Consider the following 16,416-nt stretch of genomic DNA (forward strand, 5'->3'; position numbering starts at 1 on the left):
GCCCGGTGACGATTTCCGCTCCCGAGCGACTCCGGTCAGCCGACGACGAAGTTGACCAGCCGGCCCGGGACGGCGATCACCCGGCGCACGGTCTTGCCGGCCAGCTGCGCCGCCACCTTCTCCTCGGCGCGGGCGGCGGCCTCCAGCGCGGCGGCGTCGGCGTCGGCCGGCACGGTGACCTGCGCCCGCACCTTGCCGTTGACCTGGACGGCGACCTCGACGGTGTCCTCCACCAGCCAGCGCTCGTCGGCCTCGGGGAACGGCGCCCACGCCAGCGACTCCCCGTGCCCCAGCCGCGACCACAGCTCCTCGGCGATGTGCGGGGCCAGCGGCGCGACCATCAGGACCAGCGGCTCGGCCACCGACCGCGGCACGGGCCGGTCGGCCCCGTAGGCCTGGGTCAGCGCGTTGGTCAGCTCGGTGATCCGGGCGATGGCGATGTTGAACCGCAGGGTCGCCATGCCGTCCCGGACACCGGCGATCGCCTTGTGCAGCGCCCGCAGCGTGTCCTCGCCCGGCTCGACGTCGTCGGCCGCGCGGACGGCGCCGGTCTCCTCGTCGACCACCACGCGCCAGATGCGCTGCAGCAGCCGCTGCGAGCCGACCACCGCCTTGGTCTCCCACGGCCGGGACTGCTCCAGCGGGCCGGTCGACATCTCGTACACCCGGAAGGTGTCCGCGCCGTACGCGCCGATCATCTCGTCGGGCGTGACCATGTTCTTCAGGCTCTTGCCGATCTTCCCGTACTCGCGGGTGACCGGGTTGCCCTCGAAGAAGAACTGGCCGTCGCGCTCCTCCACCTCGGCGGCGGGCACGTAGAAGCCCCGCTCGTCGGTGTAGGCGTAGGCGGAGATGTAGCCCTGGTTCACCAGCCGGCGGAACGGCTCCTCGCTGGAGACGTACCCCAGGTCGAACAGCACCTTGTGCCAGAACCGGGCGTACAGCAGGTGCAGCACCGCGTGCTCGACGCCGCCGACGTACAGGTCGACGCCGCCGACGTCGCCGGGCTCGCGCGGGCCCAGCCAGTAGCGCTCCAGCTCCGGGTCGACCATCTGCGTGTCGTCGCCGGGGTCCAGGTAGCGCAGGTAGTACCAGCACGAGCCGGCCCAGTTGGGCATCGTGTTGGTCTCGCGGCGGTACTGCCTCGGGCCGTCGCCCAGGTCCAGGGTGACCGTCGTCCACTCGGTGGCCCGCGACAGCGGCGGCTCCGGGGCGGAGTCGGCGTCGTCGTCGGCGAAGGTCTTCGGCGAGTAGTCGTCGACCTCGGGCAGCAGCACCGGCAGCAGCGACTCCGGCACCGCCCGCGGCGCGCCGTCGGCGTCGTAGACGATCGGGAACGGCTCGCCCCAGTAGCGCTGCCGGCTGAACAGCCAGTCCCGCAGCTTGTAGGTGGTCGTCGACTCGCCGTGGCCCTTGGCCACCAGCCACTCGGTGATCCGCTCGATCGCGGTGGCCTTGTCCAGGCCGTCCAGCGAGACCTCGTCGTTCGACGAGTTGATCATCTCGCCGGGGCCGGTCCAGGCGCCGCCGTCCCAGTCCGCCGGCGGCTGCACGGTGCGCACGTGGGGCAGGCCGAAGGCCGCGGCGAAGTCCCAGTCGCGGGCGTCCTCGCCGGGCACCGCCATGATCGCGCCGGTGCCGTACCCGGTCAGCACGTAGTCGGCGATGAACACCGGCAGCTCCCGGCCGTTGACCGGGTTGGTGGCCGTGACGCCCAGCCAGACGCCGGTCTTCTCCCGGGCCTCGTTCTGCCGGTCCAGCTCCGAGCGCCGGGAGGCCTGCCGCTGGTACTCGCGCACCGCCTCGGCCGGGGTCGCGGCGCCGCCGGTCCAGCGCGGGTCGGTGCCCGCCGGCCACGCGTCGGCGGTCAGCGCCTCCACCATCGGGTGCTCGGGCGCCAGCACCATGTAGGTGGCGCCGAACAGCGTGTCGGGGCGGGTGGTGAAGACCTCGATCGTCTCGTTCCCGATCGAGAAGCCGATCCGCGCGCCGGTCGAGCGGCCTATCCAGTTGCGCTGCATCTGCTTCAGCGAGTCGGACCAGTCCAGCCGGTCCAGGTCGGCCAGCAGCCGCTCGGCGTAGGCGGTGATCCGCATCATCCACTGGGTCAGCGGCCGCCGGAACACCGGGAAGTTGCCCCGCTCGGAGCGCCCGTCGGGGGTGACCTCCTCGTTGGACAGCACCGTGCCCAGCCCCGGGCACCAGTTGACCGGCGCCTCGTGCAGGTAGGCCAGGCGGTGCGCGTCGACGACCCGGCGCTTGTCGGCGTCGGACAGCTCGGCCCACGGCCGGCCGGTCGGGTTCGTGCCCTCCGCCGGCTCCCGCACGCCGGCGTCCAGCTCGGCGACCAGCTCCTCGATCCGCCGGGCCCTGCCCGCCTCGGGGTCGAACCAGGACCCGAAGATCTGCAGGAAGATCCACTGGGTCCACTTGTAGTAGCCGGGGTCGATCGTGGCGAAGCTGCGGCGGTCGTCGTGGTCGACGCCCAGCCGGCGCAGCTGCGCCCTGATGGCCGCGATGTTGGCCTCGGTGGTGACCCGCGGGTGCTGCCCGGTCTGGACGGCGTACTGCTCGGCGGGCAGGCCGAAGGCGTCGTAGCCCATCGGGTGCAGCACGTTGGCGCCGTCCATCCGGCGGAACCGGCTGGTGACGTCGGTGCCCAGGTAGCCCAGCGGGTGCCCGACGTGCAGCCCCGCCCCCGAGGGGTACGGGAACATGTCCATCAGGAAGTACTTCGGCCGGTCGGCGACCCGCTCGAAGCCCTGGGACAGCCGGCCGCTGGGGTTCGGGGTGTGGAACGTCCCCTCCGCCTCCCAGCGGTCCTGCCAGGCCAGCTCGATCTGCTGCGCCAGCGCCGGCGTGTAGCGGTGCGGCGGGACGCCGTCGCTGCCGTGCTCGGTGCTGGCAGCGCCGGGGTGGCTGCTGGCCGTCTGGCTCATCGTCGTGCTCCGGTCTCGAGGGTGGTCGCGCGTCCGGGCGGGGCGTCCTGGTCCGCACATGGAAAGACCCCTCGCACAGGAGGGGTCGCCGCGCTGTCCTCGCAGGTGGGGGTCAGCGCGGTCGGCAGAGGAGGGACCGCCGGGTCACGCGCCCAGTCTACCGCCGCGCGGGCGCCGCCTCGCGGGAGTTCCCCGGTGCAGCGGCGCCCGGACGGCGGTCAGGCGAGCTGCGGCGCCACCTCGGCCGCGACCAGGTCCAGGTGGTCGAGGTCGGCGAGGTCCAGCACCTGCAGGTACACCCGCGTCGCGCCCGCCTCGGCGTAGCGGCCGAGGGTCTCGACCGCCTCCGCCGGGGTGCCCGCGACGCCGTGGGCCCGCACGTCGTCGACGCTCCAGTCGATCGCGGCGGCCCGGCGGGCGACCTCCGCCTCGTCCCGGCCGACGCACAGCACCAGCGCCGAGCTGCAGGTGAGCGACGACGGGTCGCGGCCGGCCTCCGCGCACGCCTGCCGGACGCCGGCGAACAGCCGCGCGTTCTCGTCGGCCGACATGAACGGCACGTTGAACTCGGCGGCGTACCGCGCCGCCAGGCGGGGGGTGCGCTTCGCCCCCTTGCCGCCGATGAGCACCGGGATGCCGCCGGCCTGCACCGGCTTGGGCAGGGCCGGGGACCCGGTGACCCGGTAGTGCTCGCCGGCGAAGTCGAAGGTCTCCCCCGGTGGCGTCGACCACAGCCCGGTGACGACGGCGAGCTGCTCCTCGTAGCGGTCGAAGCGCTCGGCGACGTCCGGGAACGGGATGCCGTAGGCGTCGTGCTCGGCCTCGAACCAGCCGGCGCCGAGGCCGAACTCCACCCGGCCGCCGCTCATCTGGTCGACCTGCGCCACGGAGATCGCCAGCGGCCCGGGCAGCCGGAAGGTCGCGGCCGTCATCAGCGTGCCCAGCCGGATCCGGCTGGTCTCGCGGGCGATGCCGGCCAGCGTCACCCACGCGTCGGTGGGTCCGGGCAGGCCGTCGCCGGACATGGCCAGGTAGTGGTCGGAGCGGAAGAACGCGTCGAAGCCGGTCTCCTCGGCCCGCCGGGCCACGGCGAGGAGGTCGTCGTACGTGGCGCCCTGCTGGGGTTCGGTGAAGACACGCAGCTGCACGGCGGGAACGCTATCCGTGCCGCTCCCGCGGCGCCGGTCCCGCCGCCGCTCGGGGTGTGCTCGCCGCGCGGACACGGCAGGATGACCGCGGAGACGATCAACGTGGAGGTACATCCCGTGTTCCGCAAGAAGACGCGAGGTCAGGTCATCGCTGCCGAGCTCCAGGAGGGCTTCAGCCACATCGGGACGGCGATGACCGAGGCCGGCCGTGCGGCCGCGGACGAGCTGGCCCCCCGCCTCGCGGCCGCCCGCGAGGCCGCCGCACCGGCGATCGGCGCCGCGCAGCTCGCCGTGGCCCCCAAGGTCGCCGCCGCCGCGGCCGTCGCCGCGCCGGCCGTCGCCTCGGCACGCCACGCCATCGCCCCCCGCGTCGAGGGCGCCCGGGAGGCGATCGCGCCGCGTGTCGAGGCCGCCCTCGACGCGGCCGGGCCCCGGCTCGAGGCGGCGCAGAAGGCGGTCGACGCCGGCCTCGCCGCCGCCGTCGAGGCGCTGAGCCCGCGGGTGCACGCCGCCCGCGAGGCCGCCGTCCCGGCGCTGACCGGGGCGGTCGCGGCGACCACCGCCGCGGCCAGCAAGGCGGCGGCCGACCTGGCGCCCCGCGTCGAGGCCGCCCAGAAGGCGGCGCAGAAGGCGCTCGCGACCGAGGTCCTGCCGAAGGTGGTCGCGGCCCGCGAGGCCGTCGGCCCGGCGTTCGAGAACGCCCGCGAGACGCTGGTGAGCGGCGTCGAGACGGCCCTGCACGAGCTGGAGGCCCGCCGCGAGGAGCTCGTCGGGGCGGCCGGCAAGACCGGCACCAAGGCCAAGCGGAAGGCCGCCAAGGCCGCCGCCAAGCAGAAGGCGAGGGCCAAGGCGGCCAAGGCCTCGGCGAAGGCGTCGGCGAAGGCGAAGCGGGGTACGGCGCTGGAGCCCGCGCCGCGGCGGTGGCCGTGGCTCGCGGTCTTCGCCGCGGTGGGTGCCGTGGCGTTCGCGGTGCTCCGCCGCCGCGGCGACACCGACGCCTGGACCCCCGCCCCGACCGGTGACGGGCCCGTGCCCAGCTACCGAGAGGACCCCGTGCCCAGCGCCCCGAGCAACAACGAGTCCGGCAAGACCGTCTCCAGCGCGACCTGGGAGGCCGGCGACTCCGCGCCGGCCGAGTCCGACATGGGCATCCGCGACGCCCAGATGGTCGACTCCGACGCGCCGACCCACCCGGTGGACCCGAAGAACAACCCGGAGCCGTTCACCAGCGGCGGCAGCGAGGACCCCGGCCCGACCGCCGGCCCGTCCGGGTCCGGGATGGCCTGACCGCCCCGACGCCCGAGGTCGGCGAGACCTCGCCCACACCGCCCCCGCTGCCTCCCCGGCCGCGGGGGCGGTGTCGTCGTGCGGGCGTACCGTGCAGGTCATGAGCGAGACGGCGGCCCCCACGTCCACCGGATCCGCCACCGAGCCCGCCGGCCGCAAGCTGCTGCGCCTCGAGGTCCGCAACAGCCAGGTGCCCATCGAGCGCAAGCCCGAGTGGATCAAGACCCGGCTGCGCACCGGCCCGGAGTACACCGAGCTGAAGTCGCTGGTCCGCCGCGAGGGCCTGCACACGGTGTGCGAGGAGGCCGGCTGCCCCAACATCTACGAGTGCTGGGAGGACCGGGAGGCCACCTTCCTCATCGGCGGCGACCAGTGCACCCGGCGCTGCGACTTCTGCCAGATCGACACCGGCAAGCCGGCCGCCTTCGACGCCGACGAGCCCCGCCGGGTCGCCGAGAGCGTGGCCAGCATGCAGCTGCGGTACGCCACGGTCACCGGCGTCGCCCGCGACGACCTGCCCGACGGCGGCGCCTGGCTGTACGCCGAGACCGTCCGGCAGATCCACGCCGCGGTCCCCGGCTGCGGAGTCGAGCTGCTCATCCCCGACTTCAACGCCGACGCCGGCCAGCTGGCCGAGGTCTTCTCCTCCCGCCCCGAGGTGCTGGCGCACAACGTCGAGACGGTGCCGCGGATCTTCAAGCGGATCCGCCCCGGCTTCCGGTTCGAGCGCTCGCTGGCCGTGATCACCGCCGCCCGGGAGGCCGGGCTGGTCACCAAGTCCAACCTGATCCTCGGGATGGGCGAGGAGCCGGACGAGGTCGTCGAGACGATGCAGGCGCTGCACGACGCCGGCTGCGACCTGCTCACGATCACCCAGTACCTGCGCCCCTCGCCCCGGCACCACCCCGTCGTCCGCTGGGTGAAGCCCGACGAGTTCGTCGGCTTCTCGGCCGAGGCCGAGCGGATCGGCTTCCCCGGCGTCCTCGCCGGGCCGCTGGTGCGCAGCTCCTACCGCGCCGGCCGGCTCTACCAGCAGGCGGTCGAGGCCCGGGGGCTGACCCGCCAGGGGTGACCCCCGGCGTCGTCCGCCGGGCACGGCGGGCCGCGGCCCTATCCTGGGGACATGGCACGCAGCAAGCCCACGGACTCCCCCGCCCCCACCGGCAAGGCCGGACGGGCGCCCGGCTCCAGCGGCCGTGGCCGGGGCGCGAGCGCCGCGGGCACGCCGGCCGGCACGCCGGGCAAGGCGCCGAAGCTCGGCAAGGACGGCCAGCCCAAGGTCGGGCGGCTGTCCAAGCTCCGCAACAACGCCCGCATGATGAAGCAGGCGTACTCGCTCACCTACAAGAACGACCCCAAGCTGCCCTGGGTCATGCTCATCGCCTTCGTGCTCGTCGCGGGCGTGGTCGAGCTGATCGGCATCCTGATCGGGATCCCGATCATCATGATCTTCTTCGCGGTCCTGCTGGGCCTGCTGGCCGCGCTCATCGTGTTCGGCCGCCGCGCGCAGGGGTCGGCCTACCGGCAGGTCGAGGGCCAGCCGGGGGCGGCGGCCTGGGTGCTCGAGGGCATGCGCGGCGACTGGCGGGTCACCTCCGGGGTCGCCGGCACGACCCAGCTCGACGCCGTGCACCGGGTGCTGGGCCGGCCCGGGGTCATCCTGGTCGCCGAGGGGGCGCCGTCCCGGGTGCGCCCGCTGCTGGCGCAGGAGAAGAAGAAGCTCGCGCGCGTCGTCGGCGACACCCCGATCTACGACATCACGGTCGGGGACGACGAGGGCCAGGTCCCGCTCAAGAAGCTGAGCAACCACGTGATGAAGCTGCCGCGCAACCTCAGCGCCGGCGAGGTCAACGCGCTGGCCCGCCGGATGAGCGCCCTGGGCGGCCCGAAGATGCCGGTGCCCGGCGGCCCGCTGCCCGGCGGCCGGCAGATGTCGGTGAGCCAGCGGCAGATCCGCCGCCGCTGACACGGGACGACGAGAGCCCCGCACCCGTGGTGGTGCGGGGCTCTCGTCGTCCCGGGGCCGGTGCGGGGCCGTCCTCCTCCCCCACCCGGACGCGTCCTCCCTCACCGGGACGCGTCCTCCCTCACCGTGGGAGCCGAGGGAGGACGCTCCGGGATCAGGTGACCTGATCCCGGCCGGGGGGTCAGGACTCGCGGACGACGGCGGTGTCGGTGAGCCGGTCGTGCAGGCCGCGGCCGTCGGCGTCCACGACGAGCGCCGGCAGCAGCAGGCACAGCAGCGCCGTCCGGGCCACCGCCCGCCACAGCGCCAGCCGCTGGCCCTGCCGCGGGTGGGCCAGGCGCAGCGAGTACAGCCGCATCCCCGGCGTCTGGCCGAAGGCGACGAGCGTGACCACGGTGATCACGGCGAACGCCAGCAGGCTCCAGTTGCCGGGCATCCCCCCGACGAAGAGCGCGGCGACCAGCGCCGAGGCGATCGCGTCGACGAAGAAGGCGCCGATGCGGGTGCCGAAGGGCGCCAGGGAGCCCGGACCGTCGGCGGGCAACCCCAGGGACGCGCCGCGCCGGCGTTCCTGAGAGGGTGGCTGGGCATCCCTGACCATGCCGCCAGCGTAGGACCCCTACGGCGCGGACCGGTCCGGGCGAGGAGGACGGACCCAGCGCGACACGCCGGGGCCGCTGTTACCGGTCCGAAACACCGGAGACACCCCGGGGCAACTCCTCGCTCGTAGGTTCGTTCCCGGCTGTTCGCCCACTCCCGGAGGATCGATGTTCACCAGTCCCGACGAGGTCGCCGCCTACATCCGCGACAACGACGTCGAGTTCGTCGACGTGCGCTTCTGCGACCTGCCCGGCGTCATGCAGCACTTCACCATCCCGGCGTCGACGTTCGGCGAGGACACGTTCACCGAGGGTCTGGGCTTCGACGGCTCCTCGATCCGTGGCTTCCAGGCCATCAACGAGTCCGACATGCTGCTGCTGCCCGACGCCAACAGCGCGTACGTGGACCCGTTCCGCCGGCACAAGACGCTGAACGTCAACTTCTTCATCCACGACCCGATCACGCGCGAGGCCTACAGCCGCGACCCGCGGAACGTGGCGAAGAAGGCCGAGGCCTACCTGGCCAGCAGCGGCATCGCCGACACCGCCTACTTCGGCCCCGAGGCGGAGTTCTACGTCTTCGACTCGATCCGCTACGACACCGGGATCAACGAGGGCTACTACCACATCGACTCGGTCGAGGGCTCCTGGAACACCGGCTCGCTGACCGGCGAGAACGGCGTCGGCGCCAACCGCGGCTACAAGGCCCGGCCCAAGGGCGGCTACTTCCCGGTCGAGCCCTACGACCAGCAGAGCGACCTGCGCGCCGAGATGATGAAGAACCTCATCGGCGTCGGGCTCGAGCTCGAGCGGGGCCACCACGAGGTCGGCACCGGCGGCCAGGCCGAGATCAACTACAAGTTCGACACCCTGCTGGCGTCGGCCGACAGCCTGATGCTGTTCAAGTACGTCATCAAGAACACCGCCTGGGCGCACGGCAAGACGGCGACGTTCATGCCCAAGCCGCTGTTCGGGGACAACGGCTCGGGCATGCACTGCCACCAGAGCCTCTGGAAGGACGGCGAGCCGCTCTTCCACGCCGAGACCGGCTACGCGGGTCTGTCCGACACCGCCCGCCACTACATCGGCGGCCTGCTCGCGCACGCCCCGTCGCTGCTGGCCTTCACCAACCCGACGGTGAACAGCTACCACCGCCTGGTGCCCGGCTACGAGGCGCCGATCAACCTCGTCTACTCGGCCCGCAACCGCTCGGCCTGCTGCCGCATCCCGATCTCCGGCGACAACCCCAAGGCCAAGCGCATCGAGTTCCGCGTGCCCGACCCGTCGGCCAACCCGTACCTCGCCTTCTCGGCGATGCTGATGGCCGGCCTCGACGGCATCAAGAACAAGATCGAGCCGCCGGCGCCGGTCGACAAGGACCTCTACGAGCTGCCGCCCGAGGAGGCCCTGGGCATCGAGAAGGTGCCGGCCAGCCTGGACGCCGTCCTCGACAACCTCGAGACCGACCACGAGTACCTCGTCGACGGCGGTGTCTTCACCCCCGACCTGATCGAGACGTGGATCGACTACAAGCGGGCGAACGAGATCGACCCGATCCGCCTCCGCCCGCACCCGCACGAGTTCGCGATGTACTACGACATCTGAGTCCACGAGCCGCTGACCAGCGCGCGTCCAGCGCTGGTCGGCGGCGGTCCCACCGGGTCCGCACGAGCAGCCGGCACGACGCCCACGGCTGCCCGTGCGGACCCGTCGCCGTCGGGGCGGGGTGACACGTCCGCGGCGCGGCATCACCCTGTCGCCATGAGCCGGGACACCACTCGTGACCATCGGTGAGCGTCGCCCGGCGCGGTCGCGCCTGCGGTCCCGTGGCGCCGACGTCGTCCTCGTCACCGTCCGCGAGTTGCGCCTCCTGCTGGGGCTGCTGCTCGTGCTGTTCGTCACCTCGGAGACGTGGCGGTACATCGGCCGTCTGGCGCTCTGGCGGCTGGTCGTCCTCCTGACCATCACCGTCGGTGGCGCCCTGCTCGTCGCGGCCATCGGGCTCCCCCGCGCCCTCCCCGGCTGGGTCGATCGCCGGCTCAGGAGGCGGGCGACCGCCCGGGTGTCCTCCGAGGCCATCGGCTTCGGTGCGGCGCTCTGCGTGGGGCTCGTCCTCCTCGGTGCCACCACCATGGACCGCCAGCTGGTGAGCGAGTGGACCGGCGTCCCCGCCGCCGCCGTGACGTCCCTCGGCGCCGGTGGTCCCGAGGTCGTCGTGCCGCGCAGTCTGATCCAGGTCGCGGCCTTCCTCGCCGCTCTGGGAGCCCTGGCCTTCGCAGCCGAGGCGGTCGTCGATCCCGCCACGCGCGACACGCTCCTGCGCGACCTCGTCGACGCCGGTCCTGCGGCTCCCCCGCCGACGGGCGCCGACGGCGGATCCCCGCCCGGAGTCCCCGACCCCCGCGGGGTCCCGCTCCGGGACCGTGCGGACCCCCCGACCGACAGGGAGGCGACCTGACCTCGGGGACTCCACGCCCGGGATCGCGCCCGCGGAGCACCGGCGTCAGTCCGGGGCCGCGGCCGCCGGGGGCTCCGAGATGGTGACGAGGACGTCGCTCAGCGGGGTGTCCGGGACGCGGATGGAGCCCCGGGTCGGGCGGTCCAGGTCGAAGGTGACCACCAGCAGGACGGTGACGAGCCCGGCCGCCGCCAGCGTCGCGGCCAGGCCCCGCCCGAGGGTCTCTAGGTGCAGGCCCAGCTGCAGGGCCAGCGCACCGAGCGCCACGGCGGCACCGACGACCTCCACGACCAGCACCGCCGTGGGCACCCGGTTGCCCAGGGCGTAGACGCGGGCGGACTGCGCGTCGAACGACTCGTTGAGGGTCTCGACGTACAGCCGCGGCGCGCTGTCCACGGGCGCGTCCGCGAGCGCCTGCCCGGCCAGCGCCCAGAGCGCCCGCTGGTGGGTGTCGCTCTCGGCCAGCGCCCTTGCCTGCGCGTCGCTGCCCGGGACGGTGTCGGCGATCGCGATGCTCGTGCGCGTGTAGGCCCGCAGCAGCTCGAGGCTCTCGGTCCGGACCGGCTCGGCGAGCGTCTGCGCGCGCAGGTAGGCCGTCCCGATGGCGTTGGCCTCGTCGACCGTGGCCGCCCGCCGGGTCTCGTACCTGCCCAGCGCGAGGCTGAGCCCGAACGCCAGCACCAGGCCCATGAACCCGACGAGCACGCCCTGCAGGACGCTGAACGGCTCACGGACGCTGGCCCCGCCCCGGCTCAGCCGCCGGCCGACGACCAGGCCGGTGACGGTCGCGCCGGCCATGAGGCCGCCGAGCAGCAGCGCGAGCACCCAGGTGCTCACCCCGAAGAAGAGCACGGCGCTCAGCCGTCGCCCGGCGGCGCCGCGGCCGGCCCGACCCTGCCCGGGGCCGCCGGCGCCCGGGGCTGCGGCACGGCGCCGGGCGGGACGGCGGCCGCGGCCGGGGACGCCGCGGCGTCGCGGTCCCGGTACTCCTGCAGCAGCTCCCGCTCGCGCTGCGCCCCCGGGAAGAGGAACGCCACGAGCAGGGCGCCGAGCAGCACCGCGACGATCGCCGCGAGGTAGGCCCAGTCCTGCCCGTCGACGAACGACTGCCGGGCGCCGGCGACGATCTGGTCGGCGTACTGCGGGTACTGCTCGGCGATCGCCTCGGCCCCGTCGAAGGACTTGGTCAGCTGGCTCTGCACCGCCGACGTCACGTCGTCGTCGGGCGGCGCCCCGGAGACGGCCGCGGCCGCGGCGGAGGCGTAGCCGGCGGTGAGCAGCGCGCCGAGAACCGACTGCAGCAGCGCGCCGCCGAGGTCGCGCTGCAGGTCGGCGGTCCCCGAGGCCATGCCGACGCGGACGACGGGCACCGAGCCGGTCAGCGAGTGCGACGCCGGGGTGCCCGCGAAGCCCACCCCCGCACCCACGAGCGCGTACCCGAGCCCGACCTGCCAGTAGGACGCGCCCTCGTCCCACAGCAGCAGCATGGCGAGGAAGCCGGCCAGGATGCAGGCGTAGCCGATGAGCAGGGTGAGCCGCGCGCCCCGCGTCTCGACCAGCCGCGCGGAGACCGGGGCGGCCACGACCATGACCACCGGCGCCGGCAGGATCGCCAGGCCCGACTCGACGGTGCTGTAGTCGAGCACGTTCTGCAGGAACTGCTGGCCGATGAACATCGCGCCCATCAGCGAGCCGAACACGATGATCCCGGCGCACGCGGCGACCCAGAAGATCCGCCGACCGGCGACGTGCAGGTCGTACAGGGGGTTGCCGGCCCGCCGCTCGCGCAGCACGAACCCGGCCAGCGCGGCCAGGGCCACCGCGCCGAGCCCCAGGAGCAGGGTGCCGGAGTCCGGGACGACGGCGAAGTTGATGCCCAGGATGACGGCGCCGACGAGCACCGCCGAGAGGATGCCGCCCAGGTTGTCCACGGGGTCGGAGCTCTCGTCGACGTGGCTCGGGACCAGCCGGGCGGCCATGACCAGGGCGACGACGATGAGCGGCAGCGTCAGCAGGAACACCGAGCCCCACCACCACCACGACAGCAGCAGCCCGGCGAACAGCGGCCCGAGCGCCGCGATGGCCCCGCCCGTGGCCGACCAGAGGGCGATCGACCGGGTCCGCGCCGGCCCCGACCACAGCGCCGTGATCAGCGACAGCGTCGTGGGATAGGCCATGCCGGCCGCGACGCCCCCGACGAACCGGGCGGCGACGAGCACCCAGATCGACGGCGCCCACGCCATGACCAGGCACGCCGGCAGGGACAGCAGCACGCCGAGCAGCAGCATCTGCTTGCGCCCGTACCGGTCGCCCAGCGCGCCCAGCCACAGCACCGAGCACGCCAGGCCGAGGGAGTAGGCGACGGCGACCAGGTTCAGCTCCGTCTGGGAGGCGTCGAAGTGCAGCCCGATGCTGGGCAGCGCCACGTTCGCCGACGCCAAGGGCAGGTTGGCGACCGCGGCCACGAGGACCAGCGCGGTGAGCACCCGGCCGGCGCGGTCGGGTGCGGTCGACCCGGCGGCAGCGGTCATCGGTCCTCCCTCCGGCGCCGTCCTTCCTCCCGCATCCCGCGGCCGGCCGCCTCACTCCCGGCGGACGAGACCGGGCCGCGGCCGACCGCGCCCGGCTCCCAGGGAGCCGACCTAGCATCGGCAGTCCCGGCCCGCCGCCCCAGAACGAGGAGCCCCGTGGACGACGACGAGCTGACCTGGCTGACGGACCTCGACCCCGCGGTGCTCGCCGTGCTCGGCGGCGTCGGCGTGGTGCTCCTGCTGCTGGCCGTCCTGGCCGGCTGGCTGGTGCTGCGGCGGGTCCGCCGCAGCCCGCTGGTCGCCCGTGGCCGGGAGCTCAGCGCCCGCGGCCGGGAGCTCGGCGTCCAGGGGGCGGCCGCCGTGGCGGCCCGCCGGCTGCCGCCGGGCGAGCGGCGCTCCGCCGCGGAGCTGCAGGGGCAGCTGAACCGGGCCCGCGGCGACCTGCGCCGCCGGGTCACCGCCGCCGCGGCTGCGGGCGCGCACCTCGGCGACATCCCCGCGCTGCTGCCGGCGCTGGACGCCGAGGGCACCCGCCTCGAGCAGTGCCTGCGCCAGCAGGCGCTGTCCGCCTCCCCCGGCCCGGCGGGCCTGCTGGCCGAGGCCCGCGGGTACCTGGACATGCTCGCCGACGTCGCGGACGCCGTCCGGCAGGCCGAGCGGGTTCAGCCGGCGGCCGGCCGGCTGGGCGCCGACGTCGCCGACGCCGTCACCGCCCTGCGCGCGCACACCGACGCCTACCGGGAGCTCACCGCCCCGCCGGTGCTGCCGCCGCTGTCCCCCGAGCCGCCGGGCTCCGCCCGGCGCTGAGCGCCCGGTCGACGGCGTCGAGGGAGGCCCGCCGGGACCGGAACGGGAACGGCCGCGGCGGGCGGCCCGAAAGGCGGTGACAGCGCCCCGCGGCGATCGCTAGCGTCTTCGCCGCACCGTTCCCGCGCCGGCGCCCGCCGGCGCCGTCGGAGGGGCCTCCCATGGGCAGGTCGTACGCGTCGCGCGTCAGCAGTCCCCGCCTCAAGTGGGTGATCCTGGTCTTCTGGCTGGTCCTGGCCGCCGTGTCGGGGCCGCTCGCCGGGAAGCTCACCGACGAGCAGGAGAACGACATCGCCGCCTGGCTGCCGGGCAGCGCCGAGTCGACGGAGGCCCTGGAGGCCCAGGCGGCGCTCGGGCAGGACCCCGACGTCTTCCCCGCGGTGGTGGTGTACGAGCGGTCCGGCGGGCTGACCGCCGAGGACCAGCAGGCCGTCACCGAGGACGCGCAGGCCTTCAGCCGGATCGACGAGCTCGACGGCGAGGTGACCGGGCCCATCCCGTCCGCGGACGGCGAGGCGCTCGAGCTCATCGTGCCGCTCAACGTCGGGCCGGACGGCTGGGAGGCGATCGCCCCGCTGGTCGACGACATCCGCGCCGAGGCCCAGGACGGCCCCGACGGGCTCGAGGCCTACGTCACCGGCCCGGCGGGCAACGCCGCCGACTCCTCCGAGGCGTTCGAGGGCATCGACGGGGCGCTGCTGTTCGCCGCGCTCGGCGTCGTCATCGTGATCCTGCTGTTCACCTACCGCAGCCCGGTGCTGTGGGTGCTGCCGATCTTCTCGGCCGTGATCGCGCTGGTCTGCTCGCAGGCGCTGATCTACCTGCTCGCCCGCTACGCCGACCTCACCGTCAACGCCCAGAGCGCGAGCATCCTCACCGTCCTGGTGGTGGGCGCGGGCACCGACTACGCCCTGCTGCTGGTCGCCCGGTACCGCGAGGAACTGCGGCTGCACGCCGACCGGCACGAGGCCATGACCGAGGCCGTGCACCGGGCCGGCCCGGCGGTGCTGGCCAGCGGCGGGACGGTCGTGCTCGGGATGCTCTGCCTGGTCGCCGCGGAGATGAACTCCACCGCCGGGCTGGGCCCGGTCGCGGCCATCGGCGTCGCGGTGACCCTCGCCGTCCTCATGACGCTGCTGCCGGCGCTGCTGGTCATCTGCGGGCGCTGGGTGTTCTGGCCGGTGCGGCCCACCCTCGGCAGCGCCGAGCCCACCGCCACCGGGCTGTGGTCGCGGGTCGGCGGCTGGATCCGGCCGCGCCCGCGGGCCACCTGGTTGGTCACCAGCGTGCTGCTGCTCGCCGCGTGCCTGGGCGTCCTCAAGCTCGACCCGAGCGGCCTCACCGCGGCCGAGGGCTTCCGCGACACCCCCGAGTCCATCCAGGGCGACGAGGTGGCCGCGGAGCACTACCCCGCCGTCGCCGGCAACCCCGTGTACGTGATCACCACCGCGGCCGACGCGGACGCCGTCGCCGCCGCCGTGGCCGAGGACGACGGCATCGCCGAGGTGGCACCCCCGCGGGTCGAGGGCGACGCCGCCCTCATCGAGGCGACGCTGGCCGATCCCTTCGACAGCCCGGCCGCCGCGTCGACCATCGAGGACCTGCGCAGCTCGCTGGACGACGTCGGCGACGGCCAGGCGCTGGTCGGCGGCAACACCGCGGTCAACCTCGACGTCCAGAACGCCTCGCAGCGGGACAACCGGGTGGTCATCCCGCTGATCATGCTGGTCGTCCTGGTGGTCCTCGGCGTGCTGCTGCGGGCGGTCGTGGCGCCGCTGATCCTCATCGCCACGGTCGTGCTGTCCTTCGGCGCGGCGCTGGGGCTCAGCGCGTGGATCTTCGACTGGGTGCTCGGCGTGACCGACACCGACAGCTCGTTCCCGCTGTTCGTCTTCGTGTTCCTGGTCGCCCTCGGGATCGACTACAACATCTTCCTGATGACCCGGGTGCGGGAGGAGGCGTTCGACCACGGCACCCGGCGGGCGGCCCTCATCGCGCTGGCCGCGACCGGCGGCGTCATCACCTCCGCCGGGCTGGTGCTGGCCGCGACGTTCGCCGTCCTCGGCACGCTGCCGCTGACGTTCCTCACCCAGCTGGGCATCGCGGTCGCCCTCGGCGTCCTGCTGGACACGATCATCGTGCGGTCGGTGCTGGTCACGGCGCTGAACCTGGACGTCGGCCGGTGGATGTGGTGGCCGAGCAAGCTGGCGCACCGGCACGACGAGCCGGAGGTGCCGCCGGGCGACGAGACCGCCGAGGCGCCCTCGCCGGTCCGGGTCCGCGGATGACGGTCAGGCGGCGTCGGCCTCGGGCGACCCGTCCTCCAGCGCGGCCAGGACGTCGTCCATCTGCAGCCCGACCAGCCAGCCGAAGGTGACCTCCTCGGCCGACTGGTCGGTCACCTGCGCCATCGCGTCCAGCTGCGCGGCCAGCACGCCGCGGGCGGCCCGGTAGAGCTCGATCGCCGAGACGGCGGCGCCGACGTCGGCCAGCCACACCCGGCCGTCGGGCAGCACCCGCACCTCGGGGGCGTCGCCGCAGCCCAGCTCGGCGCCGGCGGCCGCGACGAGCTGGGCGCCGGCGCGCAGCTCGGTCCGGCGGTCGCGGCTCACCGGGCGCACCCGGGCGCGGTCAGGGGACGGGGACGCGACGGCGACATGGCGGTCTCCTCGACGGTCGCC

Annotated in this window: 13 protein-coding genes; 7 read left to right on the top strand and 6 right to left on the bottom strand. The window is 74.5% G+C overall.

From position 1 onward, the window contains the following. Positions 1-35 precede the first annotated feature (35 nt). Positions 36-2,939 carry a leucine--tRNA ligase gene (leuS, locus tag ACI79F_RS16000; RefSeq protein ID WP_456544903.1) on the bottom strand — a complete coding sequence of 968 codons (2,904 nt, stop codon included), beginning with the start codon at positions 2,937-2,939 and terminating at the stop codon, positions 36-38. A 218-nt stretch (positions 2,940-3,157) separates the two neighbouring features. Then, a complete protein-coding gene (locus ACI79F_RS16005) occupies positions 3,158-4,087 on the bottom strand; it encodes an LLM class F420-dependent oxidoreductase (protein WP_456544904.1) in 930 nt (309 codons plus the stop codon). Between the two features lie 81 nt (positions 4,088-4,168). On the opposite strand from ACI79F_RS16005, the gene ACI79F_RS16010 reads away from it, so the two are divergent. From ACI79F_RS16010 to ACI79F_RS16020, 3 genes are all read left to right on the top strand, one after another. Continuing rightward, positions 4,169-5,374: a hypothetical protein gene (locus ACI79F_RS16010; protein WP_456544905.1), complete on the top strand. Its 1,206-nt coding sequence runs from the start codon at positions 4,169-4,171 to the stop codon at positions 5,372-5,374. A gap of 100 nt (positions 5,375-5,474) precedes the next feature. Further along, positions 5,475-6,446 (top strand): lipoyl synthase, encoded by a 972-nt coding sequence (gene lipA, locus ACI79F_RS16015; protein ID WP_456544906.1) that lies wholly within the window; start codon positions 5,475-5,477, stop codon positions 6,444-6,446. Positions 6,447-6,497: 51 nt separating this feature from the next. Further along, positions 6,498-7,340 carry a DUF4191 domain-containing protein gene (locus tag ACI79F_RS16020; RefSeq protein WP_456544907.1) on the top strand — a complete coding sequence of 281 codons (843 nt, stop codon included), beginning with the start codon at positions 6,498-6,500 and terminating at the stop codon, positions 7,338-7,340. Between the two features lie 181 nt (positions 7,341-7,521). On the opposite strand, the gene ACI79F_RS16025 is transcribed toward ACI79F_RS16020, so the two are convergent. Continuing rightward, a complete protein-coding gene (locus ACI79F_RS16025; protein ID WP_456544908.1) occupies positions 7,522-7,941 on the bottom strand; it encodes an RDD family protein in 420 nt (139 codons plus the stop codon). 166 nt (positions 7,942-8,107) lie between these two features. Here ACI79F_RS16025 and glnA point away from each other — a divergent pair, with 166 nt between their 5' ends. Further along, a complete protein-coding gene (gene glnA / locus ACI79F_RS16030) occupies positions 8,108-9,544 on the top strand; it encodes a type I glutamate--ammonia ligase (RefSeq protein WP_456544909.1) in 1,437 nt (478 codons plus the stop codon). A gap of 175 nt (positions 9,545-9,719) precedes the next feature. Further along, positions 9,720-10,397, top strand: coding sequence for a hypothetical protein (locus ACI79F_RS16035; RefSeq protein ID WP_456544910.1), 678 nt, complete (start codon positions 9,720-9,722; stop codon positions 10,395-10,397). A gap of 45 nt (positions 10,398-10,442) precedes the next feature. Here ACI79F_RS16035 and ACI79F_RS16040 read toward each other — a convergent pair whose 3' ends face one another. Both ACI79F_RS16040 and ACI79F_RS16045 read right to left on the bottom strand, forming a co-directional pair. Continuing rightward, entirely contained in the window at positions 10,443-11,249 is an 807-nt protein-coding gene (locus ACI79F_RS16040; protein WP_456544911.1) for a bestrophin-like domain, read from the bottom strand. A gap of 5 nt (positions 11,250-11,254) precedes the next feature. Further along, positions 11,255-12,928, bottom strand: a complete 1,674-nt coding sequence (locus ACI79F_RS16045; protein ID WP_456544912.1) for an MFS transporter — start codon at positions 12,926-12,928, stop codon at positions 11,255-11,257. Between the two features lie 156 nt (positions 12,929-13,084). Between ACI79F_RS16045 and ACI79F_RS16050 the strand changes: the two genes are divergently transcribed. Then, positions 13,085-13,735 carry a hypothetical protein gene (locus ACI79F_RS16050; protein WP_456544913.1) on the top strand — a complete coding sequence of 217 codons (651 nt, stop codon included), beginning with the start codon at positions 13,085-13,087 and terminating at the stop codon, positions 13,733-13,735. 161 nt (positions 13,736-13,896) lie between these two features. Further along, entirely contained in the window at positions 13,897-16,023 is a 2,127-nt protein-coding gene (locus ACI79F_RS16055; RefSeq protein ID WP_456544914.1) for an MMPL family transporter, read from the top strand. Positions 16,024-16,026: 3 nt separating this feature from the next. Here ACI79F_RS16055 and ACI79F_RS16060 read toward each other — a convergent pair whose 3' ends face one another. Beyond that, positions 16,027-16,347: a hypothetical protein gene (locus ACI79F_RS16060; protein WP_456544915.1), complete on the bottom strand. Its 321-nt coding sequence runs from the start codon at positions 16,345-16,347 to the stop codon at positions 16,027-16,029. Positions 16,348-16,416: the final 69 nt, after the last annotated feature.

The sequence above is a fragment of the Blastococcus sp. SYSU D00868 genome (assembly GCF_054050575.1).

Coding starts and splice junctions, on each gene's coding strand:
- leuS (WP_456544903.1), bottom strand. CDS start 2,939: ATGAGCCAGACGGCCAGCAGCCACCCCGGCGCTGCCAGCACCGAGCAC.
- ACI79F_RS16010 (WP_456544905.1), top strand. CDS start 4,169: ATGACCGCGGAGACGATCAACGTGGAGGTACATCCCGTGTTCCGCAAG.
- lipA (WP_456544906.1), top strand. CDS start 5,475: ATGAGCGAGACGGCGGCCCCCACGTCCACCGGATCCGCCACCGAGCCC.
- ACI79F_RS16020 (WP_456544907.1), top strand. CDS start 6,498: ATGGCACGCAGCAAGCCCACGGACTCCCCCGCCCCCACCGGCAAGGCC.
- ACI79F_RS16025 (WP_456544908.1), bottom strand. CDS start 7,941: ATGGTCAGGGATGCCCAGCCACCCTCTCAGGAACGCCGGCGCGGCGCG.
- glnA (WP_456544909.1), top strand. CDS start 8,108: ATGTTCACCAGTCCCGACGAGGTCGCCGCCTACATCCGCGACAACGAC.
- ACI79F_RS16045 (WP_456544912.1), bottom strand. CDS start 12,928: ATGACCGCTGCCGCCGGGTCGACCGCACCCGACCGCGCCGGCCGGGTG.
- ACI79F_RS16055 (WP_456544914.1), top strand. CDS start 13,897: ATGGGCAGGTCGTACGCGTCGCGCGTCAGCAGTCCCCGCCTCAAGTGG.